Genomic DNA, 16,296 nt, shown 5'->3' on the forward strand with positions numbered 1-16,296 from the left:
TACAAAATGAAGAGTAGTTTATGATCCGTGCTGAAGCTATCACCTTGTTGCGTGGCGGTGATGTTTTATTTGAAGACAGTGACTTACAAGTATTCCCGGGACACCGCGTTGGCCTGGTAGGCCGCAATGGCTGCGGCAAGTCATCGCTGTTTGCCTTGCTGCGTGGTGAGCTTAGTGCCGACAGCGGAAACATACATTTACCCGCCGACTGGCGCATAGCCAGCGTAGCACAGGACACTCCGGCACTGGATAAGTCCGCTATCGACTATGTAATGGACGGTGACGCCGAGTTCCGTCAGCTAGAAGCGCAACTTACCAAAGCCGAGGCCGACAATAATGGCGAAGCCATTGCGCACTGTCACGACAAACTCGCTGCAATTGGTGCCTACGACATTCAGCCAAGAACGGCCAGTTTAATGGCCGGCCTTGGTTTCACTCAGCAGCAGCTGCAACAACCGGTGAAAGCCTTTTCCGGTGGTTGGCGTATGCGTCTTAATTTGGCACAGGTACTGATTGCCCGTGCCGATTTAATGCTGTTGGATGAGCCAACCAACCACTTAGACGTTGATGCGATTTTCTGGCTGGAAAGCTGGTTAAAGCAATACGATGGAACGCTATTGCTGATATCGCACGACCGTGATTTTCTCGACTCTGTAACCACCGACATTGTTCATATTGAGCATAAAAAGTTGAACAGTTACCGCGGTAATTACTCTCAGTTTGAGCGCCAACGGGCAGAGCATATGGCTCAGCAACAGAGTGAGTACGAAAAAGCACAGGTTATGCGTCAACATTTGCAAGCCTACGTTGATCGGTTTCGCTATAAGGCCAGCAAGGCCAAACAGGCACAAAGCCGCTTAAAAGCCATTGAAAAGTTGCCCAACCAGGCGCCACTTCGCGCCGAAAGCGGCATCGATTTTCACTTTCTGACACCAGAAAAGTTACCTAACCCACTGCTGACCCTTCGTGACGCCAAAGCAGGCTATGGTGACACCACCATACTAGAAAAAATTAAGCTCAACCTGGTGCCGGGGACCCGCTTAGGGTTACTTGGCCGTAACGGCGCAGGTAAATCAACGCTGATTAAACTGCTGGCGGGGGAATTAAAACCTATGGCCGGAGAGCGGCTGGTTAACCCGGGGCTCAGTATTGGCTATTTTGCTCAGCATCAGTTGGAAACTCTGGACCTGGCAGCATCGGCGCTGTTGCATTTACAGCGCATAGACAAGCAAGCCAGTGAACAGAAGCTGCGTGACTTTTTAGGTAACTTTGGCTTTTCCGGAGATCAGGCAACCCGCTCGGTTGAACCCATGTCAGGCGGTGAAAAAGCGCGTTTAGCCCTGGCGCTGATTATTTATCAACGGCCAAATTTATTGCTGCTGGATGAGCCAACCAACCACCTCGATTTAGGTCTGCGCGATGCTCTGGTTGCCGCTTTGCAGGAATACGAAGGCGCGCTGATTGTGGTTTCGCACGATAGACACTTGCTACGCACCACTGTTGATGAATTTTGCCTGGTTGCCGATGGTAAAGCCGAAACCTTCGACGGCGATTTAGAGGCCTACCATGACTGGCTGCAGCAACAGGCAGCCAATGACAAACGCAGCGAGCAACCGGCCACGCGTCAACGCGACGATCGTAAACAGCAAAAACGCAAAGAAGCCGAAGCACGACAAAAGACAAAACCTTTGCGCCAACAAATCGAAAAAGCAGAAAAAAGCATTCACACACTGGAACTGAAGTTGGCCGATATTCATGAACAACTCAGCGATAGCAGCCTCTATGAGGATGCCAACAAAGCTAAGTTACAGAAACTATTAGACCAACAGGCGCAAGCGCAGAAAGACTTACAACAACAAGAGAGCGCCTGGATGACAGCGGAAGAAGAGCTGGCAGAGCTAACCGAAGAACTACAGCAAACGGAGGACAAATGATTATTCCCTGGCAGGAAGTGGATCAGGAAACACTGAATAGTTTACTCGAATCCGTAGTACTGAGAGAAGGAACAGATTACGGCAGTCAGGAACTCAGTTTCGACACAAAAGTCGAGCAACTGAAGCAACGATTAAAGTCCGGCGAGGCCGTTATTGTTTTCTCCGAATTACACGAAAGCGTCGATATTGTCGATAAAGACAGTGTTACCGGAAGCGAGCCTGGCGAGCAATGAAGATCTCGTCCCATGGAACGCTTTGGTCGCCCAAAACCAGAAAGTTAGGGTTTAGCAAACTGACCGTTCGATTGTAGGTAATTGGCTCAAAGTTTTCATTGACGATACGCCCACCAGCTTCACCCACAATCACTTGAGACGCGGCTGTATCCCATTCGCCGGTTGGGCCCAGCCGTAAAAAGCAATCGGCTTTGCCTTCGGCAATGAAGCAGGCTTTTAGTGAACAACTTCCGGTTGGCAAAGGCTGGACATCACGTTCAGTTTGAAGGCGGTTCAGCACCGGTTCCCGGGCCTGGCGACGGCTAATGGCAATAATAATGGGGTCAGTCTTAGGGTCATTAAACTTACGGACATTAATAGACCGGCTTTCTGTGGCGTCCTTTTTAAAAGCTCCTAGCCCTTTCTGCGCGTAATAAAGCGCTTCACCTACCGGCCAGAAAATAACACCAATAACCGGTTCATTGTGTTCCACATAAGCAATGTTTACGGCAAAGTCACCCGAGCGGGCAATAAACTCCTGAGTTCCGTCAATAGGGTCGATAATGAAATAGGCCTTCCACTGACGGCGCTCGTTATAGTCCTGGTGCTCACTTTCTTCAGAAATTACAGGAATGCCCGGAAAGGATTGTTTAAGCCGGTCTTCTATCAGCTCACTAGCGACAATATCGGCGGTAGTAACGGGGGAGTCATCAGTCTTTTCTGCAGTACTGTAGTCACGTCTTTCGTACATGGACAAAATAACGCCGCCGGCTTCTATTGCAATCTCTTTCAGTCGATTCAGCATGGTTTCTGCCACTACCGGTCCTCACCCTGATTACGCAACAACATTAACAGCGCAGCAACGCTGCGGGCTTCTGAAAAATCCGGCTGAGCAAACAGGTTATTAATGTCACTGATAGACCAGGTAACTTTTTCCAGAGGCTCAGGCTCATCACCGGGTAAGCTCTCAGGGTATAAGTCACGAGCGACAAAAACACTCATTTTCGCGGAAAAGAACTGAGGCGCGAGACTCAATTCCATTAGAAACTCAAGCTGGTGACTACCGTAGCCAACTTCTTCTTTCAACTCGCGCTGTGCTGCTTCTTCCGGTGTTTCACCCGGGTCGATAAGCCCTTTGGGAAAGCCTAGCTGATAGTCATGCAGGCCTGCTGCGTACTCGCGAATAAGCAATAAGGTGTCATCGTCAATGCAGGGAACAATCATTACCGCGCCACGGCCACTGCCTTTCATACGCTCAAACTGGCGCTGCTCACCATTGCTGAACTTAAGATCAACCGCTTCTACACGCATTAGCCGGCTTTGCGCAACAACGCGACGGGATAAAATTTGCGGGACTTGTTTTTCTTTACTCATACGACAGGTCCAAGTCATTGTCTCTCTTTACTATAACGAGTCTGCGCACAGAAAACAGTGTCAATTTACGCTTTTCTTATAGAGTGCTACTATCTAAAACCCGTCCACCGGTAGTGAAGCGAGTAATATGACTGCAATAAAGCCTGAAACCGAAACTGAATACGATGTGGTTGTCATCGGTACTGGCCCCGGCGGCGAAGGCGCTGCTATGCAACTGGCCAAAAGCGGCTACAACGTTGCCATTGTAGAAAAACATAAAGCTCTTGGCGGCGGCTGTACTCACTGGGGAACCATTCCCTCAAAAGCCCTGCGCCATTCGGTCAGTCGTTTAATTGAGTACAATAACAACCCACTATTCTCAGGGCCAGGCTGGCAAAGCGGCATGACTTTCAGCCACATATTGCACTACGCTGAGTCGGTTATCCGCAAACAGGTCAAGCTGCGCAGTTCGTTTTACGACCGCAATGATGTCACCGTCGTACACGGTAAGGCCTCATTTTTAGACAAGAACCGTATTCGGGTAACTAAGCTAGACGGTTCGGTGGATGACCTGATTACAAAACATGTTGTTATCGCGACCGGCTCCCGGCCGTATAATCCCGAAGACGTCGATTTTTCGCACCCCCGCATTTACGACTCAGACAAGGTTCTGTCATTGTCACACGAGCCTAAAACCATTTTAATTTATGGTGCAGGTGTGGTCGGAAGTGAATACGCCAGTATTTTCCGTGGAATGGGCGTTAAAGTGGATCTCATTAATCAGCGCGAACGTTTGCTGTCTTTTCTGGATGCTGAAATTTCCGATGCGCTCAGCTACCACTTGCGCAACAGCGGCGTAGTCATCCGTCATAACGAAGAATATGACACCATTACTGGCTATGACGATAAAGTCGTTCTGAAAACCAAGTCCGGCAAGACCATGGCTGCCGACTGCCTGCTTTTTGCTAATGGCCGTTCTGGTAACATAGAAGAGCTAAACTGTCAGTCTGTGGGCCTTGAGCCCAACTACCGGGGGCAACTGGAAGTGAATGACAACTACCAGACAGCCGTGGAAAATATCTATGCAGTGGGTGACATTATTGGGTACCCCAGCTTAGCCAGTGCCGCTTACGATCAGGGCCGCATCTGTGCGTCAGCCATTATTAACGGCGACTGTGACAAAGTTCTGGTGAGTGACATACCGACGGGTATTTACACCATTCCGGAAATCAGCTCAGTGGGTAAAACCGAAGAAGAGCTCACCGAAATGAAAGTGCCTTATGAAGTTGGCCGAGCTCAGTTCAAGCATCTTGCCCGGGCGCAAATATCGGGTGCCGATGTGGGTTGCCTGAAACTGTTATTCCACCGCGAAACCAGAGAGCTGCTGGGTCTTCATTGCTTTGGTGAAAGGGCTTCAGAAATAGTACACATTGGTCAGGCTATTATGGAGCAGAAAAACGGTGGTAATACCATCGATTACTTCGTCAACACCACCTTTAACTATCCGACTATGGCAGAAGCGTACCGCGTTGCCGCATTAAATGGCATTAACCGCCTGCTGCAATAAGCCAGGTTACTGCCGTTTCTGGTACAGCGGCAGCTCAATTCGGACACACAAACCGCCTTCCGGGCGGTTTTGCAGTTTTATATCGCCGTCGTGACGATCAACAATACGCTTAATAATTGCCAACCCAAGCCCTGAGCCTACACCACCACGCGCTTTATCACCCTGAGTGAAAGGCTCAAAGAGTTTCTCTTGTTGTTCCTCGGGAATGCCAGGGCCGTCGTCGGTTATCCGGAACCAGACCCGTTTTTGCTTTTTATCGTGACCAGAGCTGACCACAACCCGCTGCTTACCGTAACGCTCAGCGTTTTCCAGCAAATTAATAATGACGCGCTTCATCGATAACGGGCGCAACCAAACCAAAGGCAACGTCCCTAAATCAAGTTCAAATTGCTTTGTCCAGTTGTCCGGTACATTCGCCACCGTTTGCTCAATGAGTTCATTAAGAGACTCTTTGCTGCTGCGCTCCTGCTGATCAAGACGGACATAATCAATAAACTGATCGATAATGTCATTCATGTCATCGATATCTTCAACGATCCCCTGAGCCAGAGAACCGTCTTCCTGCGGCATCATTTCAGCGGCCAGGCGAATGCGCGTCAGTGGCGTTCTTAAGTCATGAGAAACCCCTGCCATTAACAGGTTACGGTCATTTTCAAGCTCACGAATACCCCGCGACATTTGGTTAAAAGCCCGGGTTACCGCCATAATTTCGTTTGCGCCTTTTTCAGGCAGTTGCTCAGGGAATTCTCCTCGCCCTACTCTGCGCGCCGATTCTTCCAGTGCTTTAAGTGGCCTGTTCAGCCAATTAGCAAACAGCATACCGCCGAATACACTCAAAAGACCAATTAACACCAAGTACATCACCAGCGGAGAGAACTGTCCGCGCTGCATGCTATCCAACGGAACACGTATCCAGAAGTCGGGCGCCCGGGGTGGCTTTACCCAAAGGTAAAACTTTTGCCCCTGAGCAACTCTAACCTGTGACTCCCCGCCCAGCATGTCGCTCATGTCATCCGACAAGTAGCCGTAATAGGTGGAGTTGCCCAGGCCCTGCTGCTCGGCTTCAGTGTCATTAAACACTTCTATGCCAGTGGCTTCAGTGTAATAAGACATCAATTCACGTTCGGTTTCAGCTGAATGCTGACGAGGAATGAACATCGTGCGGATATGTTTAGCCACCAACTCATTAATTTGCTCAATGGAAGGCCGGACAACATAGTTACTCACCATCACGTAAGAGACGAGCTGGTTAATAAGCAATACAAGAGCCAGCAGCGCAACCGTGCGGGCAAACGCTGACTTGGGAAATAACTTCATCAGGACTTCAGCTGACCATCCGGTACAAACACATAACCTAAGCCCCAGACCGTTTGAATATAACGCGGTTTAGTGGGGTCAACTTCAAGCATACGACGTAAGCGTGATACCTGAACATCTATAGAGCGTTCCAGTGCGCTGTAGTCACGCCCGCGTGCAAGGTGCATTAGTTTATCGCGGGAAAGCGGCTGACGAGCATTGCTGACTAAAGCCTTCAAAACAGCAAACTCACCACTGGTCAGCGGCATTGGTGTGTCGCCACGAAACATTTCACGAGTTCCCAGATTCAGTCTGAACTCACCAAAAGTGACTTCCTGATCTTCCTGCGAAGGTGCACCAGGTACTTCGGTACCGCGGCGACGCAATACCGCCCTTATCCGCGCCAGCAACTCGCGGGGGTTAAAGGGTTTTGCCAGATAATCGTCAGCCCCCAACTCCAGGCCAATAATACGATCAACTTCATCGCCTTTGGCGGTCAGCATAATAACCGGCAGGTTATTACCTTCGCTGCGTAGACGTTTACAAATAGACAGTCCGTCTTCACCCGGCAGCATCAGATCTAATACCAGTAAATTAAAATTCTCACGGGTCAGCAAACGGTCCATTTGCTCCGAATCCTGCGCGACTCGTACCTGAAAGTTCTGCTCAGTAAGATAACGTTCCAACAAGCTTCGAAGCCGCGCATCGTCATCCACTACCAAAATTTTTAATGTTTCCTGCATCATCAGTTTTGTTTTCCAAGCTGCCGTGCCTTAACCATAAAGATACACCGCTTAGCGGCGTTATAGAAGCAGGCTTCTGTTAGCAAATGTTTCAACTACCGGTGCCAATAACGCTGCATTTCGACATACAGGAAAGAAGCCGTCCAGGTAATTAAAACCAGTCCTGTTAGGCCCTCAACACCGGTTAAGAACCTTAAGGTGCCTGATGGCTCAATATCACCAAAACCCACCGTAGTAAAAACCGTAAAAGAAAAGTACAAGGCATCTAAAAAGCTGCCGTCAAAGTTTCCTACTAAGGTGCCGAACCCTTGTTCGTGGTGCATGAGGTAATAGGCAACAGCAAAAATGGCAACTTCGACAGTGTGAGCAATAATAGCAAGTATGACCCCAAACATGAGTCGAATTTGGCTGAACATTCTCATGTGGGTAATAAGCCAGCCTATCCGGTTTAGCGCTTCATAATGAAAAATAACCGCCAAGCCAACCACAATAGAATTACACAAAAAGGATATCAGCATAACTTAATCTTTCTCACTGGAGGTCCAAAAGCTGACCGGCTCTGGCCTTGCAAAATAATACCCCTGAAAACGAAAACAGCCCATTTCCTGAAGCTTAAGCAAATGCTCTTCGGTTTCCACGCCCTCAGCAATAATGTCTAAATCCAGGCTGTTTCCTAAAGCGATTACAGTGCGCACAATGGCTTCGTCACTATTGTTGGTGTGCAAATCCCGAATAAAAGACTGATCTATCTTCAGTGAGTTCAGCGGCAAGCGTTTTAAATAACCTAACGAGGCATATCCCGTACCAAAGTCATCTAAAGCGAACGTGACACCCAGAGCTTTAAGCCGCTCCATGTTGTTCGCAGTATGCTCAATATCGTCAATCAACATACTTTCTGTGACTTCTAATTCCAGCAACTCTCCCGGTATGCCTGTTGCCAGCAACCGTTGTTCGATATCTTCAACAAAACCTTCGGTTTTAAACTGACTGGCACTGACATTTATAGCAACCCGCGCACCACACTCAGGAGCGGAACGCTGCAACCTCGGGATGCTAGACAGCACCTGGTCAAGCACCAGTCTGTGCAGGTCGGGCATGAGCCCCTGACTCTCTGCTAATGGAATAAACTCAGCGGGAGAGACCCAGCCAAGCTCATCATCGCACCAACGTAACAAGGCCTCAAAACCTAAACAGTTTAAAGTCGAGTCGGGTGATACCTGCTGGTATTGCGGCTGTAAATAGATTTCCAGAGTTTCAGATTTTATCGCCTTTCGCAAAGCTGCAATGAGCTGCTGTCGATAATTAAACTCTCTCTGTATTCCGGTATTAAAAAACTGCAATTTCGATGCATTTGTTTCTTTTGCCTGTGATAACGCCAAGTCAGCCGCTTGCATTAAATCACTTGTACTTTGCGCATCAGAAAATAAAGTAATCCCCATACTCACTGACACTGACTCAAGACTGCCGCCTAGCTTATAAGGCTCCCCCAGCCGCTCTAAAAGTACTTGTAATCGCTGACGCAAATTATTGTCGTCACGTAAACTTTGGCCTTTTTCACTTTTCAACAACACCATGAACTCGTCCGAGCCTAAACGCCCGGCATTGTCAGCCTGGCGTAATTCAGACTCCAACCTCTGACCAAATAAAATGAGCAATTCGTCCCCGGTGTCATGGCTAAAGCTGTCGTTAATCTTTTTGAAGTGATCAATGTCGAGCATAACCAATACGCCGTCTCCGCCGCCACTCTGGTAAAGGTCAAACTCTTCGTTTAAGCGTTCAAGCATAAAACGTCGATTTGCTAACCCGGTTAAGGGATCAAAGTAGGCAAGAGACTGGATTTCTTCCTTCATATTCTGGTATTCGGAAATATCTGTCGAAATACCGCACAATCCGACTACTTGGTTCGTTGAATCAAATAGCGGGACTTTAACTGACCAAAATTGATGGATATCTTTATCGCCGGGCAGGTTATTCACCTCGCTCTGAGCCAACCGGTGTCCACTCTCCAGCACTTTACTGTCATAACTCTTAAGCTGATCGGCCGTGGTCTTATCGAACAAGTCATAATCGGTTTTGCCAATAATATCTTCAAGCTCCAGCTTGAACAGCTTTAACACCTGCCAGTTCGCATACTGGTATTTTAGGTCTTTATCTTTAATGTAAATGTAGGCTTCCACGCTATCCAGAATGGTATTTAAACGGTACTTACTTTGCGCCAGAGCTTTTGTTCTGTCTGAGACTTTACGTCTTAATAGCTGATTAAAGAACAGCACGCCCACAGCAAGTAACACCAGTGCCGCTATTATCCACCACACATAGGAAGGAACACTGACCGCCTTTTGTTGGGAGCTCCAGCGTTCAATTATTTGGTAATAAACTGAGTTCTCGTCGGCCTTTAAGCGCTTAAGCTCGTTATCTATTGTGGTTAGAATGTCTGAACTTGACTGTTGAGATACGGCAAAAAAGAGTTCACTTGGTAGGAACATGATAGGCGTCATTTCAACGCTTCGATCAACCACTTGCTGGTTCCCGAAAAACTGATTGGTTGCAACTGCGTTCGCTTTACCTGTGAATACTGCGTCAAAGCCCTCGCTAAAACTTTCCACCGGATAAAGCTCACTTTTTAATTCAAAGCTTTCAATCAGTTGTTGTAAGTAGCTTTCCTGTACAGAGCCTTTTAAAACCGCGACACGTTTACTGTTTAAATCCAGCAGACTGGTAATTTTCTCATTCTTTGCGGCATACAGTTGCGACCAGCTAAGCAGTGCAGCTTCCTCATGAAACTCTGCCCATTGAGCCCGGGTATCATTTTTGGCAACGTCCGGAAGAATATCTATTTTCCCTTGCTGCAAAAACGTCAGGCACTGCTCCCAATCGCATTCAACAGGCAGCAGTTGCCAATTGTGGCGCTCGGCAATAACCGTTAATAGCTCACCATGAATACCGCTTAACTTCCCGTATTCATCGAACATGATTTTCGGCGGATTATGGTACACACCCACTTTGAGTGTTTTATCCTGTGCCATTAAAGGCGCCGCAGCTAATAACAGAAAAACAGTAACAAGAAGGTTTCGCAAAAAGATACCTTAAGTTAATAAGTTGTATAGGCCTAGAATAGGCCTATTTCCACGCTGTGAAAAGCCCTGTTACTGCTGCGGACATTTAATTACCAATAACTTACTTCCTAAGGAAGTAAGGTAAAAAGAGAAGCAACGCAAGTAGGCTGACAATAAGCCCGACATAAATCCCGTAACTTAAGGCCGACAGAGTAAATGCGGCGTAGTAAAGAACGTCTAACAGAAGGTATGCCAGAAAAACGCGTTTGAACCAGCTTTGCTTTGTCCAGAGTCCAACCAACAAAGCCAACTGAAGCGGAACAAAAAGCACCAGTTTCCAGGGCAAACCGTACAAAATCACCTTCTGTATACTATCGGCGTTCAAAATCATTGAAAACGCCATTTCATAGGTACTCGCTATGCCAGCAATGAACATACCAAGGTAAAAGAAACTGAATGTATAAATTAGACCCATGACAAGATAAAAGGAAATCAGCTTCTTCGGCACTTTCGCGCTCGGTGCTGAGCCACTCTGAGTTGCCTGTCGGGTCGCGACAACCACTACGGCAATAACGTACAACACCTCTGATGCGATATAGAGAAGACCACCAAACACGCCCACGTCAATCGACCGTGCTATGCGCGACGGTGACGGCCAGGGGAGTTCAGAATAAAAGCCAACCAGATGCAATACACTGGCCAGCATAACCTCCAGTTCGTAGGCTATTGAATCAAACCACTCCATCGGGTAGGTGAGAATATTCGCCAGGTAAATTTGTGATACGGCGCCGACAACAACAGCAAGGCCTAACAGAGCCATCATTCCGGCCGCTGGCGGCATTTGACGGGTTAAAGTAAAATGCATAGCAATCATTAGAAGGTAAGTTCCTTTATATTTTTTTGAAAACTATACCTTTTTTTTAATTGTAAGTCTTGTTCACCTATTACTTGCCACCATAAGCAAGGGAGCTTTACTGCGCGGTATAGCCCCCATCAATCACTAATTCCGTTCCGGTCACAAATTTAGATTCATCCGACGCCAAATACAGCACGCCGTAAGCAATGTCTTCAGACTCACCAACATGACCAATGGGGTGCAGGCTATCCAGCTGCTTTCTGAACGCATTCACGCCTTCATCAGACTCTTTCCCTAGCTGCTCCACCAGTGGCGTCCAGATAAAGCCCGGGTGCACTGAATTGACCCGAATTTTGTCCTTTGCGTAAATGAGTGCATCGTTTTTGCTCATTAATCTGACCGCGCCTTTAGAAGCATGGTAAGGCGGTAAATCGGCAGCACCTATCATTCCGTAAATTGATGACAAATTAATAATGCTGCCCGCGCCTGCTTTTTTCATTGCCGGAATGGCGTGTTTAGTACAGTAAAAAACACCACTGACATTAACGTTAATCACCTTATCCCATTCGTCTTTGGTAATTTCGTGCGTCGGCTTATTAACCCCAGCAATGCCGGCGTTATTGACTAAAACATCGATTGACCCGAACTCTTTCGCAATGTCGGAAAACGTTTGGCCTACTTCGTCTTCATTGGCCGTATCGATATGCCAATATTTGGCTGTACCGCCAAAGCCTTTAATTTCATTGACGACTTTTTGCCCTTCATCGTCCGCTATGTCCGTTACTGCAACCTTGGCACCCTCTTTAGCTAATTCCAGACAAACGGCCCGTCCAATACCTAATGCGCCGCCAGTAACAATGGCAACTTTACCTTCGACTCTTTTCATCACTGTGTCCTATTTTAGCTCTTTTCCTGAGTCTAGTATGGGTCACAAATCGGCATATAGACAGGAATCAAAGTATAGTGATCTAAAGCAACCTTAATCCGTAGAAAAGCAAAGTATCTATAAGTTAACAAGGAACCGTTATGACCACCTATAAAGCCATTAACCTGATTAAACGCCCTGAGCCTGGCCCTGTCACAGCCGACATATTTGATGTTGTAGAGAAAGAGCTACCCAAAGCTGGCTCCGGTGAAATTCTGATTAAGCAAACACAAATGTCACTAGACCCTGCCATGTTCGGTTGGATGAGCCCTGATACTGAAAGCTATATTCCCCCTGTTGAACTGGGCAGCGTAATGCGCAGCTCTGGTGTCGGCAAAGTCATTGAGAGTAACCACCCTGACTTTAACGAAGGTGACCGCGTCATGGGTATGATGGGTTGGCAGGAATATGCGTTGAGTAATGGCCAGGGTATTAATAAAGTACAGGCCGATGTGCCCGACGAAACCGTGCTGTCAGTGTTTGCATTACCGGGTCTGACGGCCACACAAGGACTGTTTAATGTTGGTAAACCTAAGAATGGTGAAACTCTGGTGGTAACCGGCGCCGCAGGTTCGGTTGGATCAATTGTCGGGCAGTTGGCCAAAGCCGAAGGACTGAAAGTGATTGGCGTTGTCGGCAGCGATGAAAAAGCCAACTGGATTGTCAACGAACTCGGGTTTGACGGTGCCATTAATTACAAAACCAGTGACTTGCGCGACCAGCTAATCAAGCTAACCCCTGAGGGCATAGACTTGTACTTTGAAAACACCGGTGGCCCCATTCAGAACCTGGTCGTTGAGCGCATGAACGCTCATGGGCGTGTCGTGGTTTGCGGCATGATAGCCGACTACGACAAAGAAGTACCAAGCCCTGGTCCAAGCTGGATACCGGTTATTAAAAAGCGCCTGACCATTCAGGGCTTTACTATGCCGGACCATTTTGAGGAGATTCCCAGTTTGCTAAGCAAACTAACGCCTTACGTTATGTCTGGAAAAATCAAATACCGTTCTCATATTCTTGAGGGGCTGGAGTCCGCCATTGAAGGCTTGAACCTGTTCTTCACGGGTGAAAACAAAGGCAAATTGATTGTTAAGCTGTAAGTCACTGGAAACTCTTCTCACGCCAGTTTTACCGTATTCGGGTTATCCTCCAAATACGGTAAAACTCAGTCCTACGTAAGCTGCGTATCCTAACAGAAGCAGACCGCCTTCAAATCTGCTTAGCCTACGCCCGGTATAAAGAAAAAGTAGCAAAACTAGTGACGCGCCCAGCATAACCCACTGATCAAACTGCAGTATTCGTTCATGAACGGGTAGCGGCTGTAACAACGCCGAAATACCGAGTATGCCCAAAACATTAAAAATATTACTGCCCAGAATGTTGCCAATAGCCACGTCAGCATGTCGCCTGAAGGCCGCAATAACTGAAACGGTGAGTTCAGGTAAAGAAGTGCCAACCGCCACAAGAGTCAGCCCAATAACGGCTTCAGAAACACCCAACGACTCGGCAATATCGACCGCACCTTTTAAAAGTACCTGAGAACCGACAATTAACAACGCCAGACCAAACACAATGGCTGCTGCTATACGGAGCTTGGTTGTGGGCAAAGAGGTCACCTCCTGCGCCTCTGCTTTATGCAAATCTGCAGATGGTGCATTTCCGAAACGCTCGGTTCTGTATGCCCAGATCAAATAACTTACCAGCGCCAGCAACAAAATAGCGGCATCAAACCTGGCCAGCGCACTTCCACCGACAAGAACCAGAAACAAGACTGTTCCGGCAACTACGGTAATACCGTCACGGCGCAGTACCAGCGGCTTCACTGCAAGAGGCGCGATTACAGCACACAGTCCCAAAATAAGCAGAATATTGCCGATATTACTGCCAACAACGTTACCAACAGCTATGTCCGGCCGCTCGTTTATAGCGGCATCAATTGAAACCACTAACTCAGGGGCAGAAGTACCAAACCCGACAATCAGTAAACCGCTAAGCAAAGGTGAAACACCCATACGCTTCGCAGCGGCCAGCGACCCTCGAATAAGGGCTTCACCACCCGTGGTCAACAACAAAACCCCAATAATGACGAACAACGCACTCAGCATAGCTTTAAGCTCCCGGCCAGACACGTTACATATAAAAACTTTCCAATAGATAGGTGGCGGCCAAACAAACGCCAATAAAAGCACTATTAATAACAGCCCTAACTCCCCACGGGAGACCACCGTAGGTAAGGTCCAAATACTTAGTTACCACAACCATAAGACCCATAAATACAAACCACGGTGTAAAAAAGAGGATGAATTGCCACTTAACAACACTAACCGCTATGTCATGCAGACCACCACTGACTGCAAAAGTTATTAAAACCGCGAGCCAAACCGGCAAAAAAGAACTCGCAGGTTTCATGACGTTACGCGACAGATAGTAGCCCCAAATAGGATTCCAATAATGCCAAAACTGCGTAAAAGAGCCCGCACCCAAAGCTCGCTGAAACATATTCTTCATAGAGCCCGACGCGCCTATGGCGACACCATTTCTCTTCTTTACGTACTTAGCCAAGGATACTGCTTTTTGCATATAGACTCCGTATGGTTAGCGCTTAGCTGCCCAGCTGGGTAAAAATACCAACCGCGAGCTCGGCCCAAACATACAGTAGCGCTACAACGCATAACCCCGCCCAAAGCAACCAATACTTGCCAGGTACTTTTCTTGCCACCAGCACAAACAAGCTGCTTATTGAAAGCAGCAGAGCTCCCATAACAACAAAGTCGTTAAGCTCCCAATTAACGCTTGTCGTGAACTGCATGGCAACAAACGGCACAAGCAAAATGCACCCTGTAGCTACTGCAATCCAGATAAAGACGTCATTGCGCATTATTAAGTTAGTGGTTTTGTTTTTCATTTTGAATTAACTCTTATTGGTTAATAGCTCAGCGTTCTGTTTAAGGCGCCTGTGCAGGCTGCCCCTAAAGCTTATAAAACCACAAAAAACAAATCTAAAGCTATAAAAATGATGTTAAGTATTATTTCGGGCTTTGCATGTAAGGCGGTGAAATCCGCGGAATCTTGTTAAGGAGCTTAAGAAACTGAGTCATAGCTATCGCTTGCCGAGCCATTCTGATGTTCCCGTTATTTACGCTCAAGCTTGCTTACTAACACCATTAGCTTAGTCTGGTCGATTTCTACTGATGCTTCTTTATCGTAAAACACAGTCAGAGTAGGATTAATAACACTCTTCCCAACTTCAACGGCCGCCTGAACCTCAACCGTCTCGCCTTGCGTTGGTGACACGGTTAATTCATAGCGAAAGTCATCACCAACCGTCATGTAAGCCATTTTACCTTCTTCCACGATCATCACTGGCGACTCAACGAGTTCACCACTTTTAAATACTGAGCTTGAGACCCGAAAAGTATCTGCGGCTAAGCATGGCAACGATGCCAACAGTGATACCGACAGCAAATAAAGCCTTGTTTTCATTTCAGTTTTCCTTTGTCGGGTAGGCCATAGTGACTTTCCTCATAGTGGCTATTCAACGCAGCGTTTTCTGGAGAATGCCAGACTAATAGCTGCGAGCACTCCTGCACACAAAAGCCAGAAGGCAACAATAGATAACCACACCATCATTGAAGCATCTTGAACCCCAAACGCACTAAAAGCCACTGCCTGGTCGCTAAAAAAGTGTTCTAACCCCAGCCAAAACGGCGCATTCACCCAGGCGGCTAATAACGCAATGAGAAAGACAGGTTCGAGGCCCAGCTGTATAAATACGGGTGTAACAAGCGGGGGAAGATTAAGCACTAAAGCAACGATTAAAAAGCGCCTAAAAAAGCGGTTGGAGGTAAACATGCTCACATCCTTTTGAGTTAACCTGGCCTTCTGCCTACCAGAGCCAACCTACCTGTATGGTTAACTGAGGGCTCGAGAAGTCGCCGCTACCCGCTGTTATTCCAGGTTCAATATAGAATCCCCCATATTGGAAAGTGCCACTGACACCGGCGTAGTTCCAATCTTCGTCTTCATAGACCCTATAGACAACATCTTGAGTTGAGTAATAAGTAAGGGCGTTATCTTTTATTGTGGAGCTTCCGACTATTACCTGCCAAGAACGCATTGCGCTGTCACGGTTATAGTAAAAACTGTAACCGGCCTCAATTCCGTAGGCTTTTCCCGTGTATCCAACGGCTAACTGAATTGGGTGCCCGGCAATCTCTTTTTTCATAACCAGGTTAACGCCTCCCGGCGTACCTAAAGCAACACCTAGCTGAGTGTCGTCAGGCTCAGCGGCGTGCAGAGTCACAGGAAGCAGAGCAGCTATTGCAAGAAGGTATTTCATCTCATTCCTTTTTTG

18 protein-coding genes are annotated in these 16,296 nt (G+C 47.5%); 4 read left to right on the plus strand and 14 right to left on the minus strand.

Features of this window, described 5'->3' with window-relative positions:
- The first annotated feature begins 20 nt into the window (after positions 1 to 20).
- Both BM359_RS05530 and BM359_RS05535 read left to right on the plus strand, forming a co-directional pair.
- On the plus strand, positions 21 to 1,934 hold the full coding sequence (locus tag BM359_RS05530) for an ATP-binding cassette domain-containing protein (RefSeq protein WP_054490721.1): 1,914 nt from the start codon (positions 21 to 23) through the stop codon (positions 1,932 to 1,934).
- Positions 1,931 to 2,167, plus strand: a complete 237-nt coding sequence (locus BM359_RS05535) for a YheU family protein (RefSeq protein WP_054490723.1) — start codon at positions 1,931 to 1,933, stop codon at positions 2,165 to 2,167. Before BM359_RS05530 ends, BM359_RS05535 begins: the two co-directional genes overlap by 4 nt.
- Here BM359_RS05535 and cysQ read toward each other — a convergent pair.
- Both cysQ and nudE read right to left on the minus strand, forming a co-directional pair.
- On the minus strand, positions 2,139 to 2,951 hold the full coding sequence (gene cysQ, locus BM359_RS05540) for a 3'(2'),5'-bisphosphate nucleotidase CysQ (RefSeq protein ID WP_054490969.1): 813 nt from the start codon (positions 2,949 to 2,951) through the stop codon (positions 2,139 to 2,141). The genes BM359_RS05535 and cysQ overlap by 29 nt on opposite strands.
- An 11-nt stretch (positions 2,952 to 2,962) precedes the next feature.
- Complete coding sequence (nudE, locus tag BM359_RS05545; protein ID WP_412458231.1) at positions 2,963 to 3,538, minus strand: ADP compounds hydrolase NudE; 576 nt, start codon at positions 3,536 to 3,538, stop codon at positions 2,963 to 2,965.
- Between the two features lie 109 nt (positions 3,539 to 3,647).
- Here nudE and sthA point away from each other — a divergent pair, with 109 nt between their 5' ends.
- Positions 3,648 to 5,066: a Si-specific NAD(P)(+) transhydrogenase gene (sthA, locus tag BM359_RS05550; protein ID WP_054490725.1), complete on the plus strand. Its 1,419-nt coding sequence runs from the start codon at positions 3,648 to 3,650 to the stop codon at positions 5,064 to 5,066.
- Positions 5,067 to 5,072: 6 nt separating this feature from the next.
- On the opposite strand, the gene envZ is transcribed toward sthA, so the two are convergent.
- The 6 genes from envZ to BM359_RS05580 all read right to left on the minus strand — a co-directional run bounded on the left by envZ (position 5,073) and on the right by BM359_RS05580 (position 11,903).
- On the minus strand, positions 5,073 to 6,383 hold the full coding sequence (gene envZ, locus BM359_RS05555; protein ID WP_054490726.1) for a two-component system sensor histidine kinase EnvZ: 1,311 nt from the start codon (positions 6,381 to 6,383) through the stop codon (positions 5,073 to 5,075).
- Positions 6,383 to 7,108: an osmolarity response regulator transcription factor OmpR gene (ompR, locus tag BM359_RS05560; RefSeq protein WP_143441135.1), complete on the minus strand. Its 726-nt coding sequence runs from the start codon at positions 7,106 to 7,108 to the stop codon at positions 6,383 to 6,385. Before ompR ends, envZ begins: the two co-directional genes overlap by 1 nt.
- 92 nt (positions 7,109 to 7,200) lie before the next feature.
- Positions 7,201 to 7,623 (minus strand): potassium channel family protein, encoded by a 423-nt coding sequence (locus BM359_RS05565; RefSeq protein WP_054490728.1) that lies wholly within the window; start codon positions 7,621 to 7,623, stop codon positions 7,201 to 7,203.
- Between the two features lie 3 nt (positions 7,624 to 7,626).
- On the minus strand, positions 7,627 to 10,131 hold the full coding sequence (locus BM359_RS05570; protein WP_234972465.1) for an EAL domain-containing protein: 2,505 nt from the start codon (positions 10,129 to 10,131) through the stop codon (positions 7,627 to 7,629).
- A gap of 151 nt (positions 10,132 to 10,282) precedes the next feature.
- Positions 10,283 to 11,035, minus strand: a complete 753-nt coding sequence (locus BM359_RS05575; RefSeq protein WP_054490732.1) for a hypothetical protein — start codon at positions 11,033 to 11,035, stop codon at positions 10,283 to 10,285.
- A gap of 97 nt (positions 11,036 to 11,132) precedes the next feature.
- Entirely contained in the window at positions 11,133 to 11,903 is a 771-nt protein-coding gene (locus BM359_RS05580; RefSeq protein WP_054490734.1) for an SDR family NAD(P)-dependent oxidoreductase, read from the minus strand.
- Between the two features lie 140 nt (positions 11,904 to 12,043).
- Between BM359_RS05580 and BM359_RS05585 the strand changes: the two genes are divergently transcribed.
- Positions 12,044 to 13,042, plus strand: a complete 999-nt coding sequence (locus BM359_RS05585) for an NADP-dependent oxidoreductase (RefSeq protein ID WP_054490736.1) — start codon at positions 12,044 to 12,046, stop codon at positions 13,040 to 13,042.
- Positions 13,043 to 13,084: 42 nt separating this feature from the next.
- Here BM359_RS05585 and BM359_RS05590 read toward each other — a convergent pair whose 3' ends face one another.
- From BM359_RS05590 to BM359_RS05615, 6 genes are all read right to left on the minus strand, one after another.
- Positions 13,085 to 14,047 carry a calcium/sodium antiporter gene (locus BM359_RS05590; protein ID WP_054490738.1) on the minus strand — a complete coding sequence of 321 codons (963 nt, stop codon included), beginning with the start codon at positions 14,045 to 14,047 and terminating at the stop codon, positions 13,085 to 13,087.
- A gap of 25 nt (positions 14,048 to 14,072) precedes the next feature.
- The gene (locus BM359_RS05595) at positions 14,073 to 14,522 is read right to left on the minus strand and encodes an MBOAT family O-acyltransferase (RefSeq protein ID WP_054490740.1); all 450 of its coding nucleotides are present in this window, start codon (positions 14,520 to 14,522) and stop codon (positions 14,073 to 14,075) included.
- Between the two features lie 22 nt (positions 14,523 to 14,544).
- The gene (locus BM359_RS05600) at positions 14,545 to 14,847 is read right to left on the minus strand and encodes a hypothetical protein (protein ID WP_200795865.1); all 303 of its coding nucleotides are present in this window, start codon (positions 14,845 to 14,847) and stop codon (positions 14,545 to 14,547) included.
- Positions 14,848 to 15,074: 227 nt separating this feature from the next.
- Positions 15,075 to 15,425 carry a hypothetical protein gene (locus BM359_RS05605; protein WP_054490741.1) on the minus strand — a complete coding sequence of 117 codons (351 nt, stop codon included), beginning with the start codon at positions 15,423 to 15,425 and terminating at the stop codon, positions 15,075 to 15,077.
- A gap of 48 nt (positions 15,426 to 15,473) precedes the next feature.
- The gene (locus tag BM359_RS05610) at positions 15,474 to 15,794 is read right to left on the minus strand and encodes a hypothetical protein (RefSeq protein ID WP_054490744.1); all 321 of its coding nucleotides are present in this window, start codon (positions 15,792 to 15,794) and stop codon (positions 15,474 to 15,476) included.
- A gap of 34 nt (positions 15,795 to 15,828) precedes the next feature.
- Positions 15,829 to 16,281, minus strand: coding sequence for a hypothetical protein (locus BM359_RS05615; protein ID WP_054490746.1), 453 nt, complete (start codon positions 16,279 to 16,281; stop codon positions 15,829 to 15,831).
- Positions 16,282 to 16,296 lie beyond the last annotated feature (15 nt).

The organism is Idiomarina abyssalis, assembly GCF_900116625.1.
GTDB lineage: Bacteria > Pseudomonadota > Gammaproteobacteria > Enterobacterales > Alteromonadaceae > Idiomarina > Idiomarina abyssalis.

Excerpts from the sequence above, each read along its gene's own strand:
- BM359_RS05580 (WP_054490734.1), bottom strand. The coding sequence starts at position 11,903 with ATGAAAAGAGTCGAAGGTAAAGTTGCCATTGTTACTGGCGGCGCATTA.
- BM359_RS05600 (WP_200795865.1), bottom strand. The coding sequence starts at position 14,847 with ATGAAAAACAAAACCACTAACTTAATAATGCGCAATGACGTCTTTATC.
- BM359_RS05605 (WP_054490741.1), bottom strand. The coding sequence starts at position 15,425 with ATGAAAACAAGGCTTTATTTGCTGTCGGTATCACTGTTGGCATCGTTG.
- BM359_RS05575 (WP_054490732.1), bottom strand. The coding sequence starts at position 11,035 with ATGATTGCTATGCATTTTACTTTAACCCGTCAAATGCCGCCAGCGGCC.
- BM359_RS05570 (WP_234972465.1), bottom strand. The coding sequence starts at position 10,131 with ATGGCACAGGATAAAACACTCAAAGTGGGTGTGTACCATAATCCGCCG.
- BM359_RS05535 (WP_054490723.1), top strand. The coding sequence starts at position 1,931 with ATGATTATTCCCTGGCAGGAAGTGGATCAGGAAACACTGAATAGTTTA.
- ompR (WP_143441135.1), bottom strand. The coding sequence starts at position 7,108 with ATGATGCAGGAAACATTAAAAATTTTGGTAGTGGATGACGATGCGCGG.
- BM359_RS05590 (WP_054490738.1), bottom strand. The coding sequence starts at position 14,047 with ATGCTGAGTGCGTTGTTCGTCATTATTGGGGTTTTGTTGTTGACCACG.
- BM359_RS05585 (WP_054490736.1), top strand. The coding sequence starts at position 12,044 with ATGACCACCTATAAAGCCATTAACCTGATTAAACGCCCTGAGCCTGGC.
- BM359_RS05615 (WP_054490746.1), bottom strand. The coding sequence starts at position 16,281 with ATGAAATACCTTCTTGCAATAGCTGCTCTGCTTCCTGTGACTCTGCAC.
- BM359_RS05565 (WP_054490728.1), bottom strand. The coding sequence starts at position 7,623 with ATGCTGATATCCTTTTTGTGTAATTCTATTGTGGTTGGCTTGGCGGTT.
- nudE (WP_412458231.1), bottom strand. The coding sequence starts at position 3,538 with ATGACTTGGACCTGTCGTATGAGTAAAGAAAAACAAGTCCCGCAAATT.
- sthA (WP_054490725.1), top strand. The coding sequence starts at position 3,648 with ATGACTGCAATAAAGCCTGAAACCGAAACTGAATACGATGTGGTTGTC.
- BM359_RS05610 (WP_054490744.1), bottom strand. The coding sequence starts at position 15,794 with ATGTTTACCTCCAACCGCTTTTTTAGGCGCTTTTTAATCGTTGCTTTA.
- BM359_RS05530 (WP_054490721.1), top strand. The coding sequence starts at position 21 with ATGATCCGTGCTGAAGCTATCACCTTGTTGCGTGGCGGTGATGTTTTA.
- cysQ (WP_054490969.1), bottom strand. The coding sequence starts at position 2,951 with ATGCTGAATCGACTGAAAGAGATTGCAATAGAAGCCGGCGGCGTTATT.
- BM359_RS05595 (WP_054490740.1), bottom strand. The coding sequence starts at position 14,522 with ATGCAAAAAGCAGTATCCTTGGCTAAGTACGTAAAGAAGAGAAATGGT.
- envZ (WP_054490726.1), bottom strand. The coding sequence starts at position 6,383 with ATGAAGTTATTTCCCAAGTCAGCGTTTGCCCGCACGGTTGCGCTGCTG.